14 protein-coding genes are annotated in these 19896 nt (G+C 48.7%); 9 read left to right on the top strand and 5 right to left on the bottom strand.

The window, feature by feature from the left end:
* The first annotated feature begins 205 nt into the window (after positions 1-205).
* On the top strand, positions 206-613 hold the full coding sequence (locus ACJJIM_RS17545; protein WP_444911599.1) for a GFA family protein: 408 nt from the start codon (positions 206-208) through the stop codon (positions 611-613).
* Positions 614-905: 292 nt separating this feature from the next.
* Positions 906-1211 (top strand): hypothetical protein, encoded by a 306-nt coding sequence (locus tag ACJJIM_RS17540; RefSeq protein ID WP_282931129.1) that lies wholly within the window; start codon positions 906-908, stop codon positions 1209-1211.
* A 70-nt stretch (positions 1212-1281) separates the two neighbouring features.
* On the opposite strand, the gene ACJJIM_RS17535 is transcribed toward ACJJIM_RS17540, so the two are convergent.
* Together ACJJIM_RS17535 and ACJJIM_RS17530 are read right to left on the bottom strand one after the other, a co-directional pair.
* Positions 1282-2082 (bottom strand): ABC transporter permease, encoded by an 801-nt coding sequence (locus ACJJIM_RS17535; protein ID WP_444911598.1) that lies wholly within the window; start codon positions 2080-2082, stop codon positions 1282-1284.
* Positions 2079-2684, bottom strand: a complete 606-nt coding sequence (locus ACJJIM_RS17530) for an ABC transporter ATP-binding protein (protein ID WP_444911597.1) — start codon at positions 2682-2684, stop codon at positions 2079-2081. The genes ACJJIM_RS17535 and ACJJIM_RS17530 overlap by 4 nt, the downstream gene beginning before the upstream one ends.
* Before the next feature lie 696 nt (positions 2685-3380).
* Here ACJJIM_RS17530 and ACJJIM_RS17525 point away from each other — a divergent pair.
* The 5 genes from ACJJIM_RS17525 (at position 3381) to ACJJIM_RS17505 (ending at position 11372) form a co-directional block, all read left to right on the top strand.
* The gene (locus ACJJIM_RS17525) at positions 3381-6428 is read left to right on the top strand and encodes a hypothetical protein (RefSeq protein ID WP_444911596.1); all 3048 of its coding nucleotides are present in this window, start codon (positions 3381-3383) and stop codon (positions 6426-6428) included.
* A gap of 122 nt (positions 6429-6550) precedes the next feature.
* The gene (locus ACJJIM_RS17520) at positions 6551-7087 is read left to right on the top strand and encodes a hypothetical protein (RefSeq protein WP_444896001.1); all 537 of its coding nucleotides are present in this window, start codon (positions 6551-6553) and stop codon (positions 7085-7087) included.
* Positions 7088-7463: 376 nt separating this feature from the next.
* Complete coding sequence (parC, locus tag ACJJIM_RS17515) at positions 7464-9713, top strand: DNA topoisomerase IV subunit A (RefSeq protein ID WP_444911595.1); 2250 nt, start codon at positions 7464-7466, stop codon at positions 9711-9713.
* A 137-nt stretch (positions 9714-9850) separates the two neighbouring features.
* Entirely contained in the window at positions 9851-10300 is a 450-nt protein-coding gene (locus ACJJIM_RS17510) for a MarR family winged helix-turn-helix transcriptional regulator (protein ID WP_444911594.1), read from the top strand.
* The gene (locus ACJJIM_RS17505; RefSeq protein WP_282931136.1) at positions 10293-11372 is read left to right on the top strand and encodes an HlyD family secretion protein; all 1080 of its coding nucleotides are present in this window, start codon (positions 10293-10295) and stop codon (positions 11370-11372) included. Before ACJJIM_RS17510 ends, ACJJIM_RS17505 begins: the two co-directional genes overlap by 8 nt.
* A gap of 62 nt (positions 11373-11434) precedes the next feature.
* Here the strand turns inward: ACJJIM_RS17505 and ACJJIM_RS17500 are convergent, their stop codons facing one another.
* The 3 genes from ACJJIM_RS17500 to ACJJIM_RS17490 all read right to left on the bottom strand — a co-directional run bounded on the left by ACJJIM_RS17500 (position 11435) and on the right by ACJJIM_RS17490 (position 15049).
* Positions 11435-11854 carry a DUF2147 domain-containing protein gene (locus tag ACJJIM_RS17500; RefSeq protein ID WP_108734638.1) on the bottom strand — a complete coding sequence of 140 codons (420 nt, stop codon included), beginning with the start codon at positions 11852-11854 and terminating at the stop codon, positions 11435-11437.
* A gap of 183 nt (positions 11855-12037) precedes the next feature.
* On the bottom strand, positions 12038-13561 hold the full coding sequence (locus tag ACJJIM_RS17495) for a protein adenylyltransferase SelO (protein ID WP_444911593.1): 1524 nt from the start codon (positions 13559-13561) through the stop codon (positions 12038-12040).
* A 15-nt stretch (positions 13562-13576) separates the two neighbouring features.
* Positions 13577-15049, bottom strand: a complete 1473-nt coding sequence (locus tag ACJJIM_RS17490; RefSeq protein WP_444911592.1) for a Ppx/GppA phosphatase family protein — start codon at positions 15047-15049, stop codon at positions 13577-13579.
* 385 nt (positions 15050-15434) lie between these two features.
* On the opposite strand from ACJJIM_RS17490, the gene ppk1 (ACJJIM_RS17485) reads away from it, so the two are divergent.
* On the top strand, positions 15435-17483 hold the full coding sequence (gene ppk1 / locus ACJJIM_RS17485; RefSeq protein WP_444911591.1) for a polyphosphate kinase 1: 2049 nt from the start codon (positions 15435-15437) through the stop codon (positions 17481-17483).
* Between the two features lie 359 nt (positions 17484-17842).
* Positions 17843-19894, top strand: coding sequence for a polyphosphate kinase 1 (gene ppk1, locus ACJJIM_RS17480; protein WP_444911590.1), 2052 nt, complete (start codon positions 17843-17845; stop codon positions 19892-19894).
* Positions 19895-19896 lie beyond the last annotated feature (2 nt).

Below are 19896 nucleotides of genomic sequence, written 5' to 3'. Positions count from 1 at the left end.
TGAGCTGAATAAGCAGTGATTTATTGTTTATTGGCTGTTTATTGCGGAGTGATTATTTCTTGGGAGGTTTGTGCACTATTTCACATTGCGATATGAAGCTTATGATATTGCTGATTTTGATCAATAGCTGATTAGTTTTCTATGGTAGATTCCACTCCCGATTTTGATATTGATTTTCTGAAGTAAGAAATACTTAGGTAAAAAAATGACTCAAGTACACGGAAGTTGCCTCTGTGGTTCAGTGACAATTAGCGCATCTTTGCCCTCTTCAAATCTGGGGGTTTGTCACTGCGGTATGTGCAAAAAATGGGGAGGTGGTCCTCTGTTGGCGGTGGATTGTCAAACCAGTGTTGATATCACCGGTGAGGAACATGTCAGTGTATTTGATTCATCAATTTGGGCTGAACGGGGTTTTTGTTCAAAGTGCGGTTCGCACCTCTTTTATCGCTTAAAGGAAACTTCCCAGTACTCAGTGCCTGCGGGGATCTTTGATCTTCCGGCCGAGACAACAATGACCCATCAAATCTTTATCGATGAAAAGCCGGATTACTACGAATTTGCCAACGATACCCAGAACATCACGGGGCTGGAGATAGTAACTGAGTACTCATGATAGTGAGTGCTCGCTATCTCTATGGGTATCTTTTAGTCAAGACGGAATATGCGCTCGGGATTCACTTTAGGGTTACTATAGCGTCCTAGGGCTGGATCGCCGCTTCCCTCAATGGTGATTTCAGCTTAGATGGGTACCAAAAGGGTCATCTGCATGGGTTTCGCTCACTGCGGCGGCTCTTTTAGCATCTTTGCGTTGGTATCCGGATGTCTCGTTCTGGAAGCACCTAATCTTTTAAGGTGCCGAGAGCATTAAGATGTAATCGGAAGGTAATACGGACTGGCGAAATTCCATGACTGAAACCCAAATTGTAGAAATTTTCCTGGCCAACCAATGGTGGTCCATCCTGGCGTTGGTGGTAATTGTAATTGGCGTAACTTTATGCTGGTTTGGTGGCCTGATGGCTGCGTTGACGGCCTTGGGTAACAAGCGCTGGGTTTGGGGGATTGTAACGATCGTCCTCGGGCCGATTACCGGCATTCCCTATGCATTGCGTTACAAAGAGGCGGAATATGCCCGATCGCTGATGCTGCGGGGTGTATGGGCCTTACTGGTAGGTCTGATTATCGCCGGGGCTATCTTATTCTTTGGCCGTTAAAGGTTAATAGAGCGCTGGTTCTCAGGTGTCCAGCGCTCCTTCCTTCGATCGAATCATCTCTCCACAGACTTTAGGCATTTTTAATCAGGCGATCAGTGCGCAGGCGCTCCCGCTTATCAAAGAGCTGCCTTGAGGCCAGGGCAACGGCGAGAAAAGTGCCGAAACCGGTGCCTGATGCAATCGCAAAAAGAATCAGGATTTGATATTTGACGGCAATTGTAGGGGAGGTGCCTGAGAGAATCTGCCCTGTCATCATTCCCGGCAAAAATACTATCCCAGCGGCAGCCATGGAATTAATTGTCGGCATCAATCCTGCACGCATCGCATCCCGCCGAAACTCCAAGCTGGCTTGTTGCCAGGTATGCCCCAGCATCAAGCGATTCTCAATAATATCCCTGGAGCGGTGCATACTTTCTGTTAGACGGTCCAGGCTTAGGGCAACACCAGTCATTGTATTACCCAGCAACATACCTAAAAGTGGAATGGAATACTGGGGTTGGTACCAGGGAGTAGGGCCAATCAGTACGGCCAAACTTAATATGGTGATACTGAAAGCGGATACCAGCATTGATAAGGTGCCTACGGCAAAGCTCCAGCCACCGAGCAGACGATACTTTTGTCGGGCTGCCACTTGCTGCCCGGCAAATAGCAGCATTGCCAAGGCCAGTAGTCCCACCCAAAGTAGGGTGCCAACTGCAAAAAGGGTTTCCAGTACCAGTCCTACCAGGGTGAGCTGAATAGCCGTGCGTAGAGCGGCAACAATTAACGATCTACTTAGTTGTAGTCGTGCTACATGAGTGCATACAGCTAGAGCCAGTACCAACCCCGCAGCCAAAGACAACTGCCACCAGGATAGGTCGATTACACTCATCGATGGATCTCCTGTTCTTTCAGTTGATTATCAACAATGGCCAGGTGGCGGTGAGCTACCCTTCGAATCTGCTCCTGGCTATGAGCTACCCAAATCGTAGGCAGCTCGTGCTCCTCAATGAGACCTGTCAGCCATTGCTCTACCTCTTGCGCGGATCTGCCGTCTAGGTTGGCCGTAGGCTCATCTAGAAGAAGGGCTTGAGGTTTGTAGGATATTGCGCGAATAAGAGCCAGGCGCTGCTTTTCTCCCGAAGAGAGTCGATTTACTTGCCACTTTACTGCATTTTCAGGAAAGCCGAGAAGTTTAAGTGCATCATTCATAGGGGTTGCGAAGTGATCGCCGACAGTTTCTTCCCACCAGGCAGTCTGTGCAGGAACTAACATCACTTGTTTTCTCCACTGGTGTGCCGGGTAAGAATTTTGAGATCTACCAGCCAGGAATATATCACCTTCGTGAGATTCGAGATCCGCTATGGCTCTAAGCAATCGGCTTTTACCTGAACCAGATGGCCCAGATATGCAGGTAATTAGGCCGGGTTCCAGGGTAAAACTTGCGCCCTGTAAGGTGCCGATAGAAAGATCTTTGATTTTAAGGTCCGGCATGGATAGCCCTATAGATATTGGACACCAATAATTATCTCCGCATTGGTGCTCTGAGTGAAGTATTTATAGCTCTATTGAATGTTTATAATTTCTGCGTGGATAAGAAACCTTCATTTGGTTCTATCGTTTAAAAAATATCAATATAAGAAATTGTATTTCTTGCTTAATAAGGAACCATGTTGAGAAAATTAATTATTTTTCTGATGTTTTCCTATAGAGTTGTGACCAAAATATGATTATTCCTTATAGGTACTACTTTTAGTTGTTCAACATAGCTGAATCGAAAATTTTATGTTCTAAGACTATCCATTATAGACTTTATGAAAATCATATTTATAGTCAGGATAATATAGATTTTTATGTGGTGAGTTGTTTAGCATTAAATTAAGTTTGTGGGTTGTGCGATATAAGTTATAGATTTTGCATTTTTCTTAATGATGTTTCTCGGGCTATACGCGAGCCCTTCTATAAATATATTTAACATGTATATCTGCCTCTGTTATATGCGAATTTATTTAATTAATAAATTTGGTGGTAATGCGGATTGGTGGAAAATTTTTGTTGTTGAATTAAATTAATTGCCATGTTAGAAAGCGTGCGAATTTTATCCTGTTGTATTGTTTTATTGCGGTGAACGTATGTGGATGGATGTAGCAGGCTAAAGGGATAAATTATAAGAATATAGGAAGGGAATAAATGAAATACTCGTCGAAATCGACAGCAGTTATGGGACTGGCACTAGTTGCTGGGCTGTCGTTGCACTCTCCTGCTAGAGGCGAATCTGGAGTCACAGATAAGTTGTCTGGCAGTGAATTGATAGTTGCATCAAAACTAGATGGAGCTAATGCACTGGAGTTTTCTACTGGAATTGGTACTCAAGTAGAAAGTCAGCTGCTAGTAGATGCTATTCGTAAGCAGCTTTATTATAACGAAGCTGATTCAGTAAGTGCTGAGGCAGAGGATCCGCAAGGTGGGGTTTATTCTCGCGATAATGCAGCATTCCGTTATTTAGATTTAATGTATAGCTTGGATGGTAAATCTGAAGAGGTCATTAATAGCTATCTTAGCAGTGTCTCTCCCAAAGAGTTTTCTGATTTATATGGCGATCCTGAGCGTGCACGTATTTCTGTTGCTGAAGCTCTGATTTATGAACAGTTAGAGTTATACCCCACGAATTTAGACCTGCAACAGTCGTTGCTGGATCTTTATTACGATCGAGCGGTCGCAGAAATTGTTCACGCCAATATTGCTCTGGATAAGGCGCTGTCCAGTCGTTTGAATGGAGAGCTGGCTACTATTGAAATTGAGCATGTCGGGAATGCCTTTACCCTGCTCAATAGTGCTTTCGTTGAGTATGTGGCTCTTGTAGAGAATACGCCCACTTATCTGCAGCAATTGACCAGTTCTCGGGGGCAAGTTAGCCCTCGATATTATGATTCGGTAACAAATACCCAAAACGATGTCGCCCCAGCCGGTGTTCTGCCCGGCGAGTACAAAGATATCACCTTGCTGTACCGGTTAATGGGTAATCTCGCGGCTGTAAAAGTACAGCAGGCAGGTTTATTGATAGAGTCAGACCAACTTAACTCTTCCTTGTCTACTCAAATGATCGATGAGATTTTATCTCTGCAGAATACTCTGGTAGCCAAGGAAGCTGAGTTACGCACTCTATTCTCCGACACTGATTTTACTGAAGTCTCTTCGCATTCCGGTTTACCTCAGGCGGTAGAGCAGTGGCATTTTCAACTTGATCAGCTGGAAAATGCTATGTCCTGGCTTACCGGTGATACCAACTTCCTCGGTATGTCGAAGTTAGCTGTGCCACATGGCTTTAGCAGCGATACACATTTTGATTCTTTCAATATATTGAGTCAGTTCCTCGATGGGGAAGACACAGGTTTTATTGTGCAGGCGGACAGTAGTCTTGCTTCTGCCAAGTTGGATTATGATAACTACCTCCATAATACCCAGGCATTAACAGAGGCCTATTCAGGGCGCCACCAACTATTATCTAATCGTATATATAGCCTGTTGGGTGCCACATTTATCGATAACTGCTATGAAAAGAGCTGTGTGTATGTAACTGATGATACCCGGAATAGCAGTGAAGTAGCCTCTTGGTCGCGAAATGTAGCGAATATCCAAGCTTCAATGAAGCTAAGTCTTCAGCGACTAAATAACCGTTTGGAAACAATCCAATCGGAAGTGGAGCGCTTAGCACTGGATGCCGGTGTTGAAGATGGCTTTGAGCAAATAGTTCTGGATTATCGTTCGCAACAGGACTCGCTTGGCCTTCAAATAAGTCGCCTTCGCGAGAGGCAAGATGCGCTCGAATCCCGTACCGTATTGTTTGAATCTTTGTCTACAGCCGCCCAGGATTATATGGATGGTAGCTGGGATGCTGTTAGTGACTTCGCAGATCATGTGAATACGCTTAACAGCACCATTGATGCTTTGGGTGATTTTATTTTGCTAGAGGATGCGAATACTGCCCTGGCAGCTGAGCACCGTGTAAAACTCTACGATAGCAGCGGTAAAATTTTAGAAGCTGGTAGTCGTTATAGATTGGAAAGCCTATGGTTTGAAGTAAATGCCATTGTTCTGGAACTTGCACAAAGTGAGGCGACATTGGTGCAGGAATCCAAGCGTCTACCTATGATTCTGAATCAAGCTAATCGCATGGTTGCAGATATAATCAATGATGCTCCAGAATTAGCTCAGCGCTATTTTGCGGACCTGATTCATTCACGTCGAGTCCCAAAAGAGGTCTTGAAAGCGGCCAACGATTTCGATCAAGCACAAAAATGGCTTCTTTATACTGCTGAGGCCCTTGAGTACAAATGGCAAAGACCATTTGTTATTCGCAATTTAGATATTAGTAAAGAGTCTGTATTCCATCTGCGTAATGCTGAGGATATGTGGGATCTTTACGGTATCATGATGGATTTTGATTGGCCTGGTACAGCCGCTTTGGACCAATTAACTGATACCTTTTCGATAAAAGAAGAGGTATTTGGTTACATCGATAATGTTAATGGTATTGCGCAAACCTACCTGCACCCAGATCCAAATCAACAAAGTGGTCCCCGCTTAAGTGCCCGGGAGGCTTTCCAAGAGCAGCTGAAATTACTGGCGCGCACTTTCGGGTCAGACACCTGGGTAACAATCGAGTTCAGCACAGTGAAAGAACCGGTTGGTAGTAACTTCTTTACTGGTCCGATGTTCCTTGAGGAGGGTGGATCGAGCTGTTTACTTGTTGGTGGGTCCTATATGGATAAGATTGAAACAATAGGCCTCAATATCCCCACCCTGTATAGCATCAGTGGTGAATCACAAACGCCTGCATACCTCACTTATGGCGGTGCCAGTGTTGTGCGGGACCGGTTCCCTGGTTATGAAATAACCAGGGATGACGGCGCTGCTGGTGTTGAGGGAGAGTTCAATACTTACAGTGCATTATTCTGGGATACTGCAGGGCTTTCCCAGCTGGCCGCTGTTAACAATAGCTATCGTGTATCTATGAGTGCAGCTTTGGATGTATTTGGATCTGGAGCAGGCTCTATCAATACAGTTACGGATTTATTCAAAGAGCGCAGTGTTGCGGCAACAGGCTGGCGTTTATCCTTCTTATTAGAAGATATTTACGGTCCACTGGTAGATGTTGAAGCAATCAAGGATATCGAGCTGATTTTTGCGCATCGTCTCAGGTCTCGCAATTACTCTACCTGTACGACCCCTCTGTAAAAGTCCTATTTCTTTGAGGGTACGTAAATATGAAAGGGGGATTGCGCAATTGCCGCAATCCCTTTTTTTAATTTAGTTCCCAATTTTAATTGTTTGAGTTTTTTGTGTAGGGGCGGCCAGCAATGAAGCAGTTTAAGTATAAAGAAATTCCTTTAGGTTCAACTCTACATCTTACAAAATATTTAAGAATTATTCGTAATAGTAGGAGTTGGAATTGGGGTTATTACGCTTGTATAGATCATAAAGTGATTTCCCCAATATATGATAAGTGGCTTTGCTTTCCTCAGGGCCGATATAACCCGGATTATCCAAAGCTAATTGAAGTCGGCTTGTATTCAGATGAGCTTATAGATGCAAAGTATCGTATTGGATGCTCATTTGATGGTGAGGTAGCACAATTGGCTTATACATTGGCTGAAGATTTACTTTCTAAAATTGAATCTTACTCAGATTTTAAAAAAATAGTAAATGATAGAGATGAAGATATCTTTTTTAGAAGTATTGATACACAGATTTTTTTGAGGAGTTTCCTGATGCATGTAGAAAATGGAATGCCTATGGATGGAGCCTTGGCTGAGTCAGAAAAATATTTTGGCAAAGAGGTTATGAAAAGAGATTTCTTCAAGACATATTTTGAACAGAATGTAAATGATTATTAAAGGTAATAGCTAATATAAATTGAGACACTTAAGCTGTTGGGTCAACTAATTCTTACTGTAATCAAGTGGTTTACAGCAGGGCTTCGCTGGAAGTAATCCGTTATTTAAAGCTTCTTCTTGAGTAAATCATCGTGGTTCTGTTTTATCGTCTGATGTTAATGTTCTGCAAAATGGTCCCTGGCGATAAAGATACCCGTTGGGCTGCATGGCAGCCTTTGGCTCTATATGATGCTCTCTAACTGGCTCATATGGGCCAAACACAGGCGACAAATTTCGAATCGAGCCAATGATATAGCCCTTTACCGTCAGCTCCCTTTGAACCTCCCGCCTCAGTCCGCCATAATCCGCCCCTTCCGAACAAAATAACGAGTGCTGTATGACCGACACCTCTGTTTATGAGGCCACAGAGCGCCTGCCGTTAAAGGAGTACACCGAAAAGGCGTACCTGGATTACTCCATGTATGTGATCCTGGACCGCGCCCTGCCGAATATCGGTGACGGCCTTAAGCCTGTACAGCGGCGTATCGTGTACGCCATGAGTGAGCTGGGCCTGAAGAATACTGCCAAGTATAAGAAGTCCGCGCGCACCGTTGGTGATGTGATCGGTAAGTACCACCCCCACGGCGATAGCGCAGTGTACGAGGCGATGGTACTGATGGCGCAGCCGTTTAGTTATCGCTACCCCCTGATTGATGGCCAGGGCAACTGGGGCTCGCCGGATGATCCCAAGTCCTTTGCCGCGATGCGTTACACCGAGTCGCGCATGGGGAAATATTCGGAAGTGCTGCTGTCGGAGCTGGGTCAGGGCACTGTGGACTGGCAGCCCAACTTTGACGGCACCATGGATGAGCCCTGCGTTCTGCCTGCGCGGGTGCCCAATATTCTATTGAACGGTACCACCGGTATTGCCGTGGGTATGGCTACGGATATTCCCCCGCATAACTTGCGCGAAGTGGTCAACGCGACTGTAGAGCTGCTGGAAAATCCCAAGGCCACAGTGGAAGAGCTGTGTGAGCATATTCTCGGCCCGGATATGCCCACTGAGGCAGAGATTATTACGCCGCGGGATGATATCCGTAAGATTTACACCTCCGGTCGCGGTTCTATCAAGATGCGCGCCCTGTGGAGCAAGGAAGACGGTGATATTGTCATTACCGCGCTGCCCCATCAGGTGAGCGGTGCCAAGGTGTTGGAACAGATTGCCCAGCAGATGCAGGCGAAGAAGCTGCCCATGGTGAGCGACCTGCGCGATGAGTCGGATCACGAAAACCCGACGCGCTTGGTAATTGTGCCGAAATCCAATCGGGTGGATATGGAATCGGTGATGAATCACCTGTTTGCCACTACCGATCTTGAGCGCAACTACCGCGTCAATATGAATATGATCGGTATCGACGGGCGCCCGCAGGTGAAGTCCCTCGATAAAATCCTGCGGGAGTGGCTGACTTTCCGCGCCACTACCACCCGCCGTCGTCTCCAGTTCCGTCTGGATAAAGTTGAGAAGCGCCTGCACCTGTTGGCAGGTTTACTGGTTGCCTTCCTCAATATTGATGAAGTGATCGAAATTATCCGTACCTGTGACGAGCCCAAGCAGGAGCTGATGGATCGCTTTGAGCTCACGGATATCCAAGCGGACTACATTCTCGATACCAAGCTGCGCCAGTTGGCACGCCTCGAAGAGATGAAGATTCGCGGCGAGCAGGCGGAGCTGGAAAAAGAGCGAGATACCCTCACCAAGACTCTGAATAGCGAGCGTCGCCTTAAGACCCTGATCAAGAAAGAGCTTCTGGCCGCAGCCAAAGAGTTTGGCGACGATCGCCGTTCCCCGATTGTGGCTCGTGAAGAGGCCAAGGCGTTTAGTGAATCCGAGCTGCTGTCTTCAGATCCCATCACCGTTATCGTTTCTGAAAAAGGCTGGATTCGCGCGGCCAAAGGCCATGAAATTGATGCGGCAGCGCTCAGTTATAAGGCGGGGGACAGTCTCGGTTTTGCCGCGCGTGGCAAGAGTAACCAGCCCGCGCTACTACTCGATAGTACCGGTCGCAGTTACTCCATTGCCTCCCACACTTTGCCTTCGGCACGAGGGCAGGGCGAACCCCTTAGTGGGCGTATCAATCCCCCCTCCGGTGCAACCTTTGAGGGCTTGTTGATGGGCCCTGATGAGCAGCGAGTGTTACTGGCTTCCGATGCGGGCTATGGCTTTATCGCCAAGCTCTCTGATTTGCAGTCGCGCAATAAGGCGGGTAAAGCCATGCTGACCCTGCCCAAGGGGGCTCAGGTACTTGCACCTCAATTGCTGGAGAGTCTCGATGACGTTCTGCTGGCAGCGGTGACCACTGAAGGGCGCATGTTGGTATTCCCGGTGACTGAGTTGCCGGAATTGTCCAAAGGCAAGGGCAATAAGATTATCAATATCACTTCGGCCCGAGCTGCGGCCCGCGAAGAGGTGGTCATTGGTGTTGCTGTATTGAAGGGCAGGGACCAGCTGGTCGTTCACGCCGGTAAGCGCCATACCAAGATCAAGATCTCGGAGATGGATCACTATCGCGGTGAGCGTGGCCGGCGTGGCAATAAGCTGCCCCGGGGCTTCCAGAAGGTCGATAAGATCGAGGTTCTGGAGAAATAGGCCCATCCCGGACGCAGGTCGAAAGGGCGGTCCTAGTGACCGCCTTTTTTAATGGGGTTTTGGGATATTGATAACTCGCACATTGATGAAATAATAAGCAGGCTTATAATGAGCGGCCTTAGATAGGGAGAGCAGATATGTCCAGGGAAGATGCCGTTACTGAAATGAGTTTTGAACTACACAGTGCAGCACGGCTGCTGCGGCGAAACTTCGACCGCAGAGCCAAGAACCACGGGCTGAGTGGATCCCGCTGGCAGGTGCTTTGGCATCTATTGCGTGAGGAGGGCCTCAAGCAGGCAGAGTTGGCCGAGCGCCTGGACCTAGCGCCGATCAGTCTGGCGCGCCAGCTGGATAACCTCCAGCAGGAGGGGCTGGTGGAGCGGAAGCCCGATCCCGAGGACCGGCGCTGTTTCCGTATTTATCTGACGGGGCAGGCAATGCCGGCCCTTGAGTTACTGGGCGGTGTAGCCCAGCAGACCCGCAGTGAGGCACTTGCGGGCTTTTCCGCCGCAGAGGTGGATCAATTGCAGTCGCTGCTATTGCGGTTGCGCAAGAATTTGACACGTGAAGAGATTGAATGTGACTGAAAAGCTGTCCATTAAGCTAGACCGCGCCGGACAACGAGAGTTCGCACTCTCCTTTTTCCTGGTATTGGCCGTCCTGATAGGGGGATGGAACCTGTTGCGCGGCAGCGATATTGTCGAGACAGAGAACGCTTACGTGAAAGCGGACAAGATTTCCCTGGCGCCTGAGGTTAGTGGTGTTGTCACCCAGGTACTGGTGAGTGCCAACCAGGTCGTGGAGAAGGGGCAATTATTGATTCAGATCGACCGCACGGCCTTCGAACTGGCGGTGACTGAGGCGGAGGCGCGCCTGGCCCAGGTGCGCAACGAATTGCTCGCTCGCCGTTCAGAATATGCTGAAGCAGACGCAGCGTTGCAGCAGGCACGCAAAGATGCGGACTTTTACCGCCGCCAATTGGAGCGCAATGAAAAACTGAGCAAGGTGGCGTTTTCCGAGGCGGAGCTGGACAGCGCCCGCCAGCAGCTGGAGCGCGCTCGTGCCCAGATCACCATTAATGCTGAGAAGCTCTCCAGCTTGCGCGCTGAATTGGGGGGCGACCCGAGCATTGCCCTGGAAGAGCAAGCAGATTTAAAAGTGGCTCAAGCGCAACTGGATACGGCCCGCTACCAGTTATCGCGCACACGTATTATTGCTCCCGTGGATGGCACTATCGCCAATACCGTACCCAAGGTGGGGGAGATGGCCACCCTGGGCATTAACCTGCTGCAAATGATTGGCTCCACTGGCCTTTGGGTGGAGGCCAACCTGAAAGAGACCGAGCTGGGTCGCGTGCGCACGGGCCAACAGGCGGAAGTGACCCTGGATGCCTACCCAGATTTTGAGTGGCAAGCCCAGGTGGACAGTATGAGCCCCGCTAGTGGCAGTGAGTTTGCTTCTACACCGCCGCAGAATGCCAGTGGCAAGTGGGAGAAAGTAGTGCAACGGGTGCCAGTGCGCCTGCGTCTATACCCTCTCAAGGATTCTCCGCCTCTGCGCGCAGGTATGAGCGCCAAGGTACGAATTGATACCAGTGAAGATGATAAAGTGGTGTCGGCCCGTGCAACGAGCGGTGAAAGCGGCAGGGTGGTGCTTTAACTGGGTTTGAGAGAGAGGGTTCTGGGCCCGATAGGACTCGGGCCCGAGCTGCACCTAGTTGCTTATTGAACTCGGTGCCAAGTTTGGGTGCGGTAGAGGAAGCCCAGGTAGCCGCGCAGCTTAAGGGTGTTGTCATCCTCCAGCCAGACTTTCAGGTCGTAAACCTTGCCTTTTACCGGGTCGAGAATTTCCCCGTCCTCGTATTTTTTCCCTTTCTTTTCCAGCCCGCTGATGACATCCATGCCGACAATGGGCTTACCTTTCAGGTCGCCTGGGCACTTGTCGCAAACGGTGTCGTTAGGCTTCATCAGAAGATCCACTACCTTGCCGTAATACTTCCCATCCTTTTCATAGATGTTGACGATGGACTTTGTCTCTCCGGTCTCGTCATCGATAGTGCGCCAGTTGCCCAGGATATCTGCAGCACTGGCCTGCAGGGCGAACAGCAGGCCAAAGGTGGCCAGAAGCAGGTTTCTAATCATCACTTATTTTCCTATGTAAAGTAGGGTGACCCGGATATTACATCAAGTCACCTGCGAGGGCAGTGGGCTAGTCGTCATCAGGTAAAATCTAACAGTCAAAAAGTAGCATTTGGCCACATATCCCTGCCTTTTCTCTCTATTTGTCCCAATTTCGGGACCTTTGTGTGTTACCCAAAGGCACCTTTAAGAGGAACAGCTCAAGGGGATACGCTTGCCGGATTCTGGCGGTGCACTGGCCCAGACTTCTCGCTCCGGGTGCTCGGCGAAAGGGGATTGCAGTAACTGGCGCAGAGTCCGCAAAGGATGATAGTCGCCATCTTCAGCAGCCTCGATGACCTTCTGTGCCAAATAGTTGCGCAGAATGTATTTCGGGTTGACTGACAGCATGGCTAGATTGCGCTCCCGGGAGTTATTTGCCTCCCGGGTGAGGCGGCGATCGTAGTGCTCCAGCCATTGATCCAGGGCGCTGTGGTGAGTGGGTTTGAGTAACTCGTGCAAAGCGCTGGCCGGACGCTCCCCCCGGTAGTGGGCCAGGGCTCGGAAAAACAGGCTGTAGTCGGCTTGGCCGTGTTGAAGCAACTTCAGCAGTTCCGAGCAGAGGGCCTGGTCGCCATCTTCTTCTTTTTCCAGCCCCAGTTTGGCTCGCATACGTTGCGCATAGGCTTCGCTTACCACCGGCTGGAATTGCTCCAGGCATTCGCGCAGAGCGTCTACACCGACAAAGGCCGACAGTGCATGGGCGAGAGCATTCAGGTTCCACAGCACGACACCGGGCTGTTGCTCAAAGGCGTAGCGGCCGGTGTGGTCGGAGTGATTGCAGATAAAAGTGGGGTCGTAGTCGTCCAGGAAGGCGTAGGGTCCGTAGTCAAAGGTGTCGCCAATAATCGACATGTTGTCGGTGTTGAGCACGCCGTGGGCAAAGCCTACGGACTGCCAGGCTGCAACTAGCTCTGCACTGCGGCGGGTGGTAAAGCGCAGCAATGCTTCAGCTTGGTCGCCCACTGCCATACCCTCTGTACCCGGTATAAAGCGTCGGCAAATAACCCCGATCAACTCCTGCAGGGCCTCCAGTTGTTTGGTGTAAAACAGGTATTCAAAGTGACCGAAACGCACGTGGCTCTCTGCCACTCGGATCAGCATGGCCCCGGTTTCGATTTTCTCACGGGTGACAGGTTCGTCGCTTCCGACAATGCACAGTGCCCGGGTGCTGGGAATACCGAGGCCGTAGAGTGCCTCACTGGCGAGGTACTCCCGTATGGTGGAGCGCAATACTGCGCGGCCATCACCAAAGCGGGAGTAGGGCGTTTGTCCTGCACCCTTTAAATGCAGTTCCCAGCGCCGGCCTTCACTCTCGATTTCACCCAACAGCAGTGCTCGCCCATCCCCCAGGTCAGGGTTGTAGACCCCGAACTGGTGACCGGTGTATTTCATCGCAAATGGGCGGCTTCCCTTAAACAGGCGGGCGCCGCAGCCCAGCTCGGCCCAGGCGGGGTCAGATTTCTCATTGGGATCTATTCCCAATAGTTGCAGCACTGAAGGGTTGGTATCGATTACCTTGGGGTGGCGAAAAGGAGTGGGTGCTATGGGGGTGCCAAAGGCTTCCCCCATATCCGCATAGTGGTGTTTGAGAGTGACTTCGCTCAGTTTCATAGCTTTTGATTGTAGGGTGAATATTCGAGTAAAACGCCAGTGTTCAGAGTGGCTCACAAGGGCCCCTGGCTCTTATACCGCCGTTATCTGTAGGGGCCGATTCTGTGAGCGCCAGTGTTGCTCTTCCTGCTCCAACAATTCTGCAATTGCCGGGCTATCCTCCAGCCACTGTTGATCGGCTTCCAGGTGATAGGCGTCTCCCTGGTCATATAGCTTTAAGCCGTCCAGGCTGCGTTCGGTGCGGTCCCGGTGAATAATACATCCGAGGCGCAGGCATAACAGAAGGTCTGGGCTGGGGTGGAAGCCATAGTGCTCCCGTGGCGGTTTGATTCTTCCCCGTTGGTTGTGCACCAGATAGGCCAGGTGCTCCTGTTCACTTTTGGCAAATCCGGCCATATCGGCGTGTTTAACCATATAGGCCCCCAGCTTGCGGAAGCTACTGTGGGTTAGGGCCAGGCCGGTTTCGTGCAACTGGATAGCCCAGTGCAGTCGCACCTTGCCTTCTGGTGGGTACTGGGGGCGCAACTGCTGCAGGAGCTTGAGTGAGGTGGAACTGACACGTTTAGCCTGGTTGGTATCTACCTGCCAGCGCTCTACCATGGCGGCAATCGTATCTGCACGTCGATCCCCGCCGTGCAAGCGCCCGGCCAAGTCGTGCACTATGCCCTCGCGGATTGCATAGGGGGAGACTTCCATACGCATAATGTCGAGTTCGCAGAATATTGCATGCAGTATCGCTAAGCCGGCAGCGAATACCGGGCGACGCTCTTCATCCAGGTAGGGCAAATCCAGGTCCGCGATATGTTTGGCGGAGGAAACCCGGTGCGCAAGCTGATCGATATCCCCGCGCTTGATCGCCTTTACTTCACCATCATTGCAAATCCTGGCAACCGCTTTGATAGTCCCGGAGCAACCGGTAACTTCCGCGCCTTCGGCAATATGCTGTAGCTCCTGCAATTCGGCCCGCGCCGCTCGCCGCGCGCGCTGGAAGTGGTTTACGGTATTGCGGCTGATCAGGCCATCAGCAAAGAAACGTTTACTGTAGGAAACACAACCTATATCCAGGCTTTCCAGTTGCTGTGGAGTATCACCACCGCGAACCAGCTCCGTGGAGCCACCGCCAATATCAATAATGCAGCGCAAGCGAGGGGGGCCATTGGCGGCGGCGAGAACCCCGGTGAAGATCAGGCGGGCCTCCTCGATACCGCTGATAATTTCCACCGGCACTCCGAGTATTGATTCCACTTCTTCCAAAAAACCATCGGCATTGGCCGCAGCCATGCGAAGTGTATTTGTACCCACAACACGCACATGGTCGAGGGGCAGTTTATCCATCACAGGTTGAAAGCGCTGCAGAGCGGCCAGGGCCCGTTCGGTTACTGTCGGGTTCAAGTGGTGGTTAATATCCAGCCCCTCGGCCAGGCGCACCATGGCTCTGTCTGTGTGCAGGCGTACCATGCGCTGATCGCGAAATTCTGCCAGGAGCAGATGAAAACTGTTTGAGCCCAAATCTAGGGCGGCATAGCGTTCGTTTGGAGCTTGCATCAATATCCCGTTGAAAGCGCTAATGTATGGAGTCGGACGCTCTATTATTCATTTTGCCACTTTTCAGTCCAATAGTGGGTGCAGTCAATTTACAGCGCACCAAAAAGGCGCCACCTATAAAAGTGTTACAAAATTATTAAATATCTTTTATAAATAAAAGATATTTTTTATTTATTTGTGCCAATTTATGGACTGAAACAGTGTGGCAGAAAACTGTGAAGCCATACTAGATCGTTATATTGCTATAGGCGCTTGCTCACAGCCACATTTCAGTGGCATATTTCTTTACTTAATCTTGACCCTCAGCCCCGTGTTAAGGCTGCTTCCAGAATAATCTGGATTTTTAAACTGCCGTCAGATACTGGGTGCGTTTTATGGTTTTGCAATGTCTAACGATGTGCCTCTATTTCCCAAAGAGTTGAGCTGGCTTTCATTTAACGAGCGTGTTTTACAGGAGGTGGAAGATGAAAGTGTGCCTGTTATTGAGCGCGTACATTTTTTGGGAATCTTCTCTAATAACCTGGATGAGTTTTTCCGTGTGCATGTTGCAGCGGTACGTCGTTTAGCAGCATTTTCCGTTGGCGGAGAAAAGAAGGAATACTACAGTAATCTATTGCAATCGATTAACAATCGAGTGTTGAGGTTACAGTTGCGCTATGCGAAGGCCTATAACAAAGCTTTAAAGGATCTGGCAAAGCATGATATCCATGTGGTTAGGGAGACTTCGCTTAGCGATAACCAGCGCCAGTTTGTAGAAAGTTACTTTCACCGGGAAGTGCTGCCAGAGTTGGAGCCATTCTTTATCGATGGGCGCAAGCCCATGCCTTTGATTAATGAAACCAGTATCTATTTTGCGATAGCACTTGAGTTGGATGATGGTACCGAGCGCTATGTGGCAATGGAGATTCCTACGGATACACTTCCCCGCTTTGTGGAGATTCCTCCACGGGAGGGGAAGCGGGAGAAAGTCTACATCGTTCTCGATAATATTATCCGGGGATGCCTTAAAGAAATATTTCGCCATGTGGTGCCTATCGCTAAAGCCAGCGCCTATACCTTTAAGATCAGTCGCGATGCTGAGTTGGAGTTAAGTGAAGAGGTAACCCAGAATATTCTCGACCGAATGGAGCGCTCACTAAAAAAGAGAAAGCGCGCAGATCCGGTGCGTATGGCATACGATGGTGATATGCCTGAGGCTCTACTGGAGTTGGTGAAGAAGAAACTGAAAATGGGTCGTTATGATACCTATACCCCCGGTGGGCGTTATCACAACTCCAAAGATCTGATGAAATTCCCGGGAGAATCCGCCCGACTTCGCTATAAGCGCCTCACACCACTGCCAGCCTTACCGAAAAATGAAAGTGTATTTTCACAGCTATGCGCAGGGGATCGGCTTTATTATTATCCCTATTATGATTTCCATGCGATTGTCAATTTCCTGGCCTCTGCCGCACTAGACCCTCAAGTTAAAGAAATTCGGATTAATCTCTACCGGGTAGCAAAGAACTCCCGTGTAGTTGCGGCTCTGGTTAATGCGGTTCGCAATAACAAAAAAGTGACTGCGGTGGTGGAGTTGCGGGCGCGCTTTGATGAAAAGGCCAATATCCATTGGTCCCATGAGTTGAGCGATGCCGGGGTGAATGTAGTGTATGGCATGCCCAACCTCAAAGTACATTGCAAGTTAATTTCTGTGCTTCGCCGCGAGGATGGCAAAGACCGTTTCTACAGCCATCTAGGCACCGGTAACTTTAATGAGAATACAGCGAAGGTCTATTGTGATTTTAGCTTATTGACCAATAACCAGGAGCTGGGTCGGGACGTTTACAATGTATTTGAGTTTATGCAGGCACCGCGTAAGCGTCCTTCTTTTAAACGTATTATCACTTCACCATTTTTCTATCGGGATGCGATTACTGCGGCGATAGATCGTGAAATTGATGCCGCCCAGGCAGGGAAGGAAGCGGCGCTATTTTTCAAGTGTAATAACCTTGTGGATAGTCAGATTATTGAGCAACTGTATCGTGCCAGTGCCGCAGGTGTAAAAATTCGTATTATCGTTCGTGGGATGTGTGCATTGGTTTGTGAGACTCCGGGCGTATCAGACAATATTCGTATTATCAGTTTGGTAGATAAGTACCTGGAGCATGCCAGAGTCTATATTTTTCACAATGGTGGTGATGAGCTGATGTGGTTGTCTTCGGCGGACCTGATGAAACGAAACCTGGATCAGCGAGTTGAAGTCACTTTCCCGCTTATGAATCCGGAGCACCAGGCTACAGTTCGCAAAATTATGGAATTGCAGTGGAGTGATAATCAGAAAGCACGGCTGATTGATGCCAAGCAAACAAATTCCAAGTTGGCTAATGAGGGACGAAAAGGTTGTCGATCCCAGGATGCCATCTATCGCTTTTTAAAGCAGCGTGAGGCGGAGTAGTATAGATCGCCAATAATGGGCTGCAGACCTTCCCTAGATTAAAAGGTGACCCTTCAGTTTGTCTGTGGGGTCACAAATACCATTTGCACAGCTAACATCACTATTCTACCCAGTGTAGGCTTCACTCTTGACAGAGTGCATCTTTCCTTTATTTATTGACCCCGCTGCCAGGATAGAAACTCTACTGTAGGTTTTAGAGCCGATATCACAAGGAGTGAATCCAAAAATACGCTGTCACCTTGTTCTATTATTTTATAGTTAGCCAGATTTTAAGCTCTGTACCAGTAGGGCGGATTTGGGGAGGCTGGTATCTAGATTTTGGTGATCAATAGTAGAAGCGTTGGTGAAGTGCTCTAACTATGCTGAATGATATACCTCTATTTCCCAGCGAATTAAGCTGGCTATCTTTTAATGAGCGAGTACTACAGGAAGCGGAGGATGAAACAGTCCCGGCTATCGAACGGGTACACTTTCTCGGAATTTTCTCCCAGAATATGGATGAGTTTTTCCGCATTAAGGTGGCTGGTGTGCGGAGGTTGGCGAGTATTGATTCTGGTGTGGGGCAGAGGGAGCACTTTTCCCAGCTATTGAAAACTATTAATGATCGTATTTTGATACTTGAAAAGCGCTATGCCGAAGCTTATGTCAAAGTGTTATCGGGATTAAAAAAACATAGTATTTATCTTGTTCGTGAGGATAGCTTAAATAGCCATCAGTTGGGATTTGTAAAAAATTATTTCCATAGCCTGGTTTTACCGGAGTTAGAGCCTTTTTTTATCGATGGCAGATCAGCAATGCCACTGCTGAGTGACAACAATATCTATTTCGCTATTACTTTGAATTTAAAAGGGGAGCCAAGCAGATATGCAGTTATGGAGATTCCCACTGCTATTCTTCCCCGGTTCCTGGAAATCCCATCGCGCCAAGGCAGGAAAGAGAAAGTTTACATCGTTCTGGATAATATTATTCGAGTGTGCCTGGAAGAAGTCTTCCGCAATGTTCTGCCTATTCTTTCTGCCAAGGCATATATGTTCAAGATAAGTCGGGATGCAGATATTGAGCTGGGGGAGTATGTCAACCGGGATATTCTTGAACGTGTTGAACGGTCGCTCAAACAGCGTAAGCGTGCAGAGCCGGTACGTCTTGCTTACGACATGGAAATGCCTAATACACTGTTGGAGCTGATTAAGAAAAAGCTGAAGATGGGGTCCAGGGATAGTTATACCCCAGGTGGGCGTTATCACAACTCCAAAGATCTTATGGGCTTTGCCCCGGACTCCAAAAGTTGTCGGTATAGGAGGCCGGCACCGCTCTTGGCTTTATCCACCAGTGAAAATATTTTTGACCAATTGCAAGACGATGATGGATTGTTCTGTTATCCGTATCATGATTTTTGGGCAATAACAAATTTCCTTGCTTCGGCCTCTATTGACCCGCAGGTAAAAGAGATACGTATTACCTTGTATCGAATGGCGAAAAACTCAAGAGTGATCGCGGCGTTAATTAATGCGGCTAGAAATAATAAAAAAGTAATTGCGGTTGTTGAATTGCGGGCGAGTTTTGATGAAAAAGCCAATATTTATTGGTCCCGTAAATTAATAGAAGCAGGAGTGTTAGTTGTTTACGGTGTTCCTGAAATGGAGGTTCATGCGAAGTTAATTTCTGTAGTTCGCCGTGAGCAGGGAAAGAATCGCTTTTATACCCAATTGGGAACAGGGAATTTTAATGAGAGTACTGCCCGTGTCTACTGTGATTTCAGTGTATTGACTAATGATCAGGGAGTGGGTCGCGACATCTATAACTTGTTTGAATTTATGCGATTCCCCAATACAAAACAGGTTTTCAAGCATATTATTGTCTCTCCTTTCTCATTGAGAAGTTCCTTTGAGCAGGCCATAAATCGGGAGATAGAGGCTGCCCTCGCTGGGCGTAAAGCTGGCATATTCTTTAAGTGCAACAGCCTGATAGACAGCAAACTGATTGCCCACCTTTATCGGGCGAGCGCTGCGGGAGTAGAGATTCGATTACTCGTTCGCGGTGAGTGCTCTTTGGTATGCGACACCCCTGGATTATCCGACAATATTAAGGTGATCAGTTTGGTGGATAAGTTTCTGGAGCACGCAAGGATTTATGTGTTTCATAATGGTGGCGATGAACTGATGTGGATGTCCTCTGCAAACCTGAAAAACCGCTGTCTGGATCAACGGATCGAAGTTACTTATCCGGTAACCAATTCTCGACACCTCCGAACCATTAAGAAGATCATGGAATTACAGTGGCATGATAATCAGAAAGCCCGCTTAATTGATGCCGGTCAAACCAATACTAGATTGGCTAATGAAGGGAGTAGGGGCTGTCGGGCCCAGGACGCTATTTACCGCTATTTAAAGAAGCATTCTCAGAGGTACTAAAA

The sequence above is a fragment of the Microbulbifer maximicatervae (SeqCode) genome, from assembly GCF_052467615.1.
The sequence above is the reverse complement of the archived record's forward strand: the minus strand, read 5'-3'. Positions and strand labels throughout refer to the sequence as shown.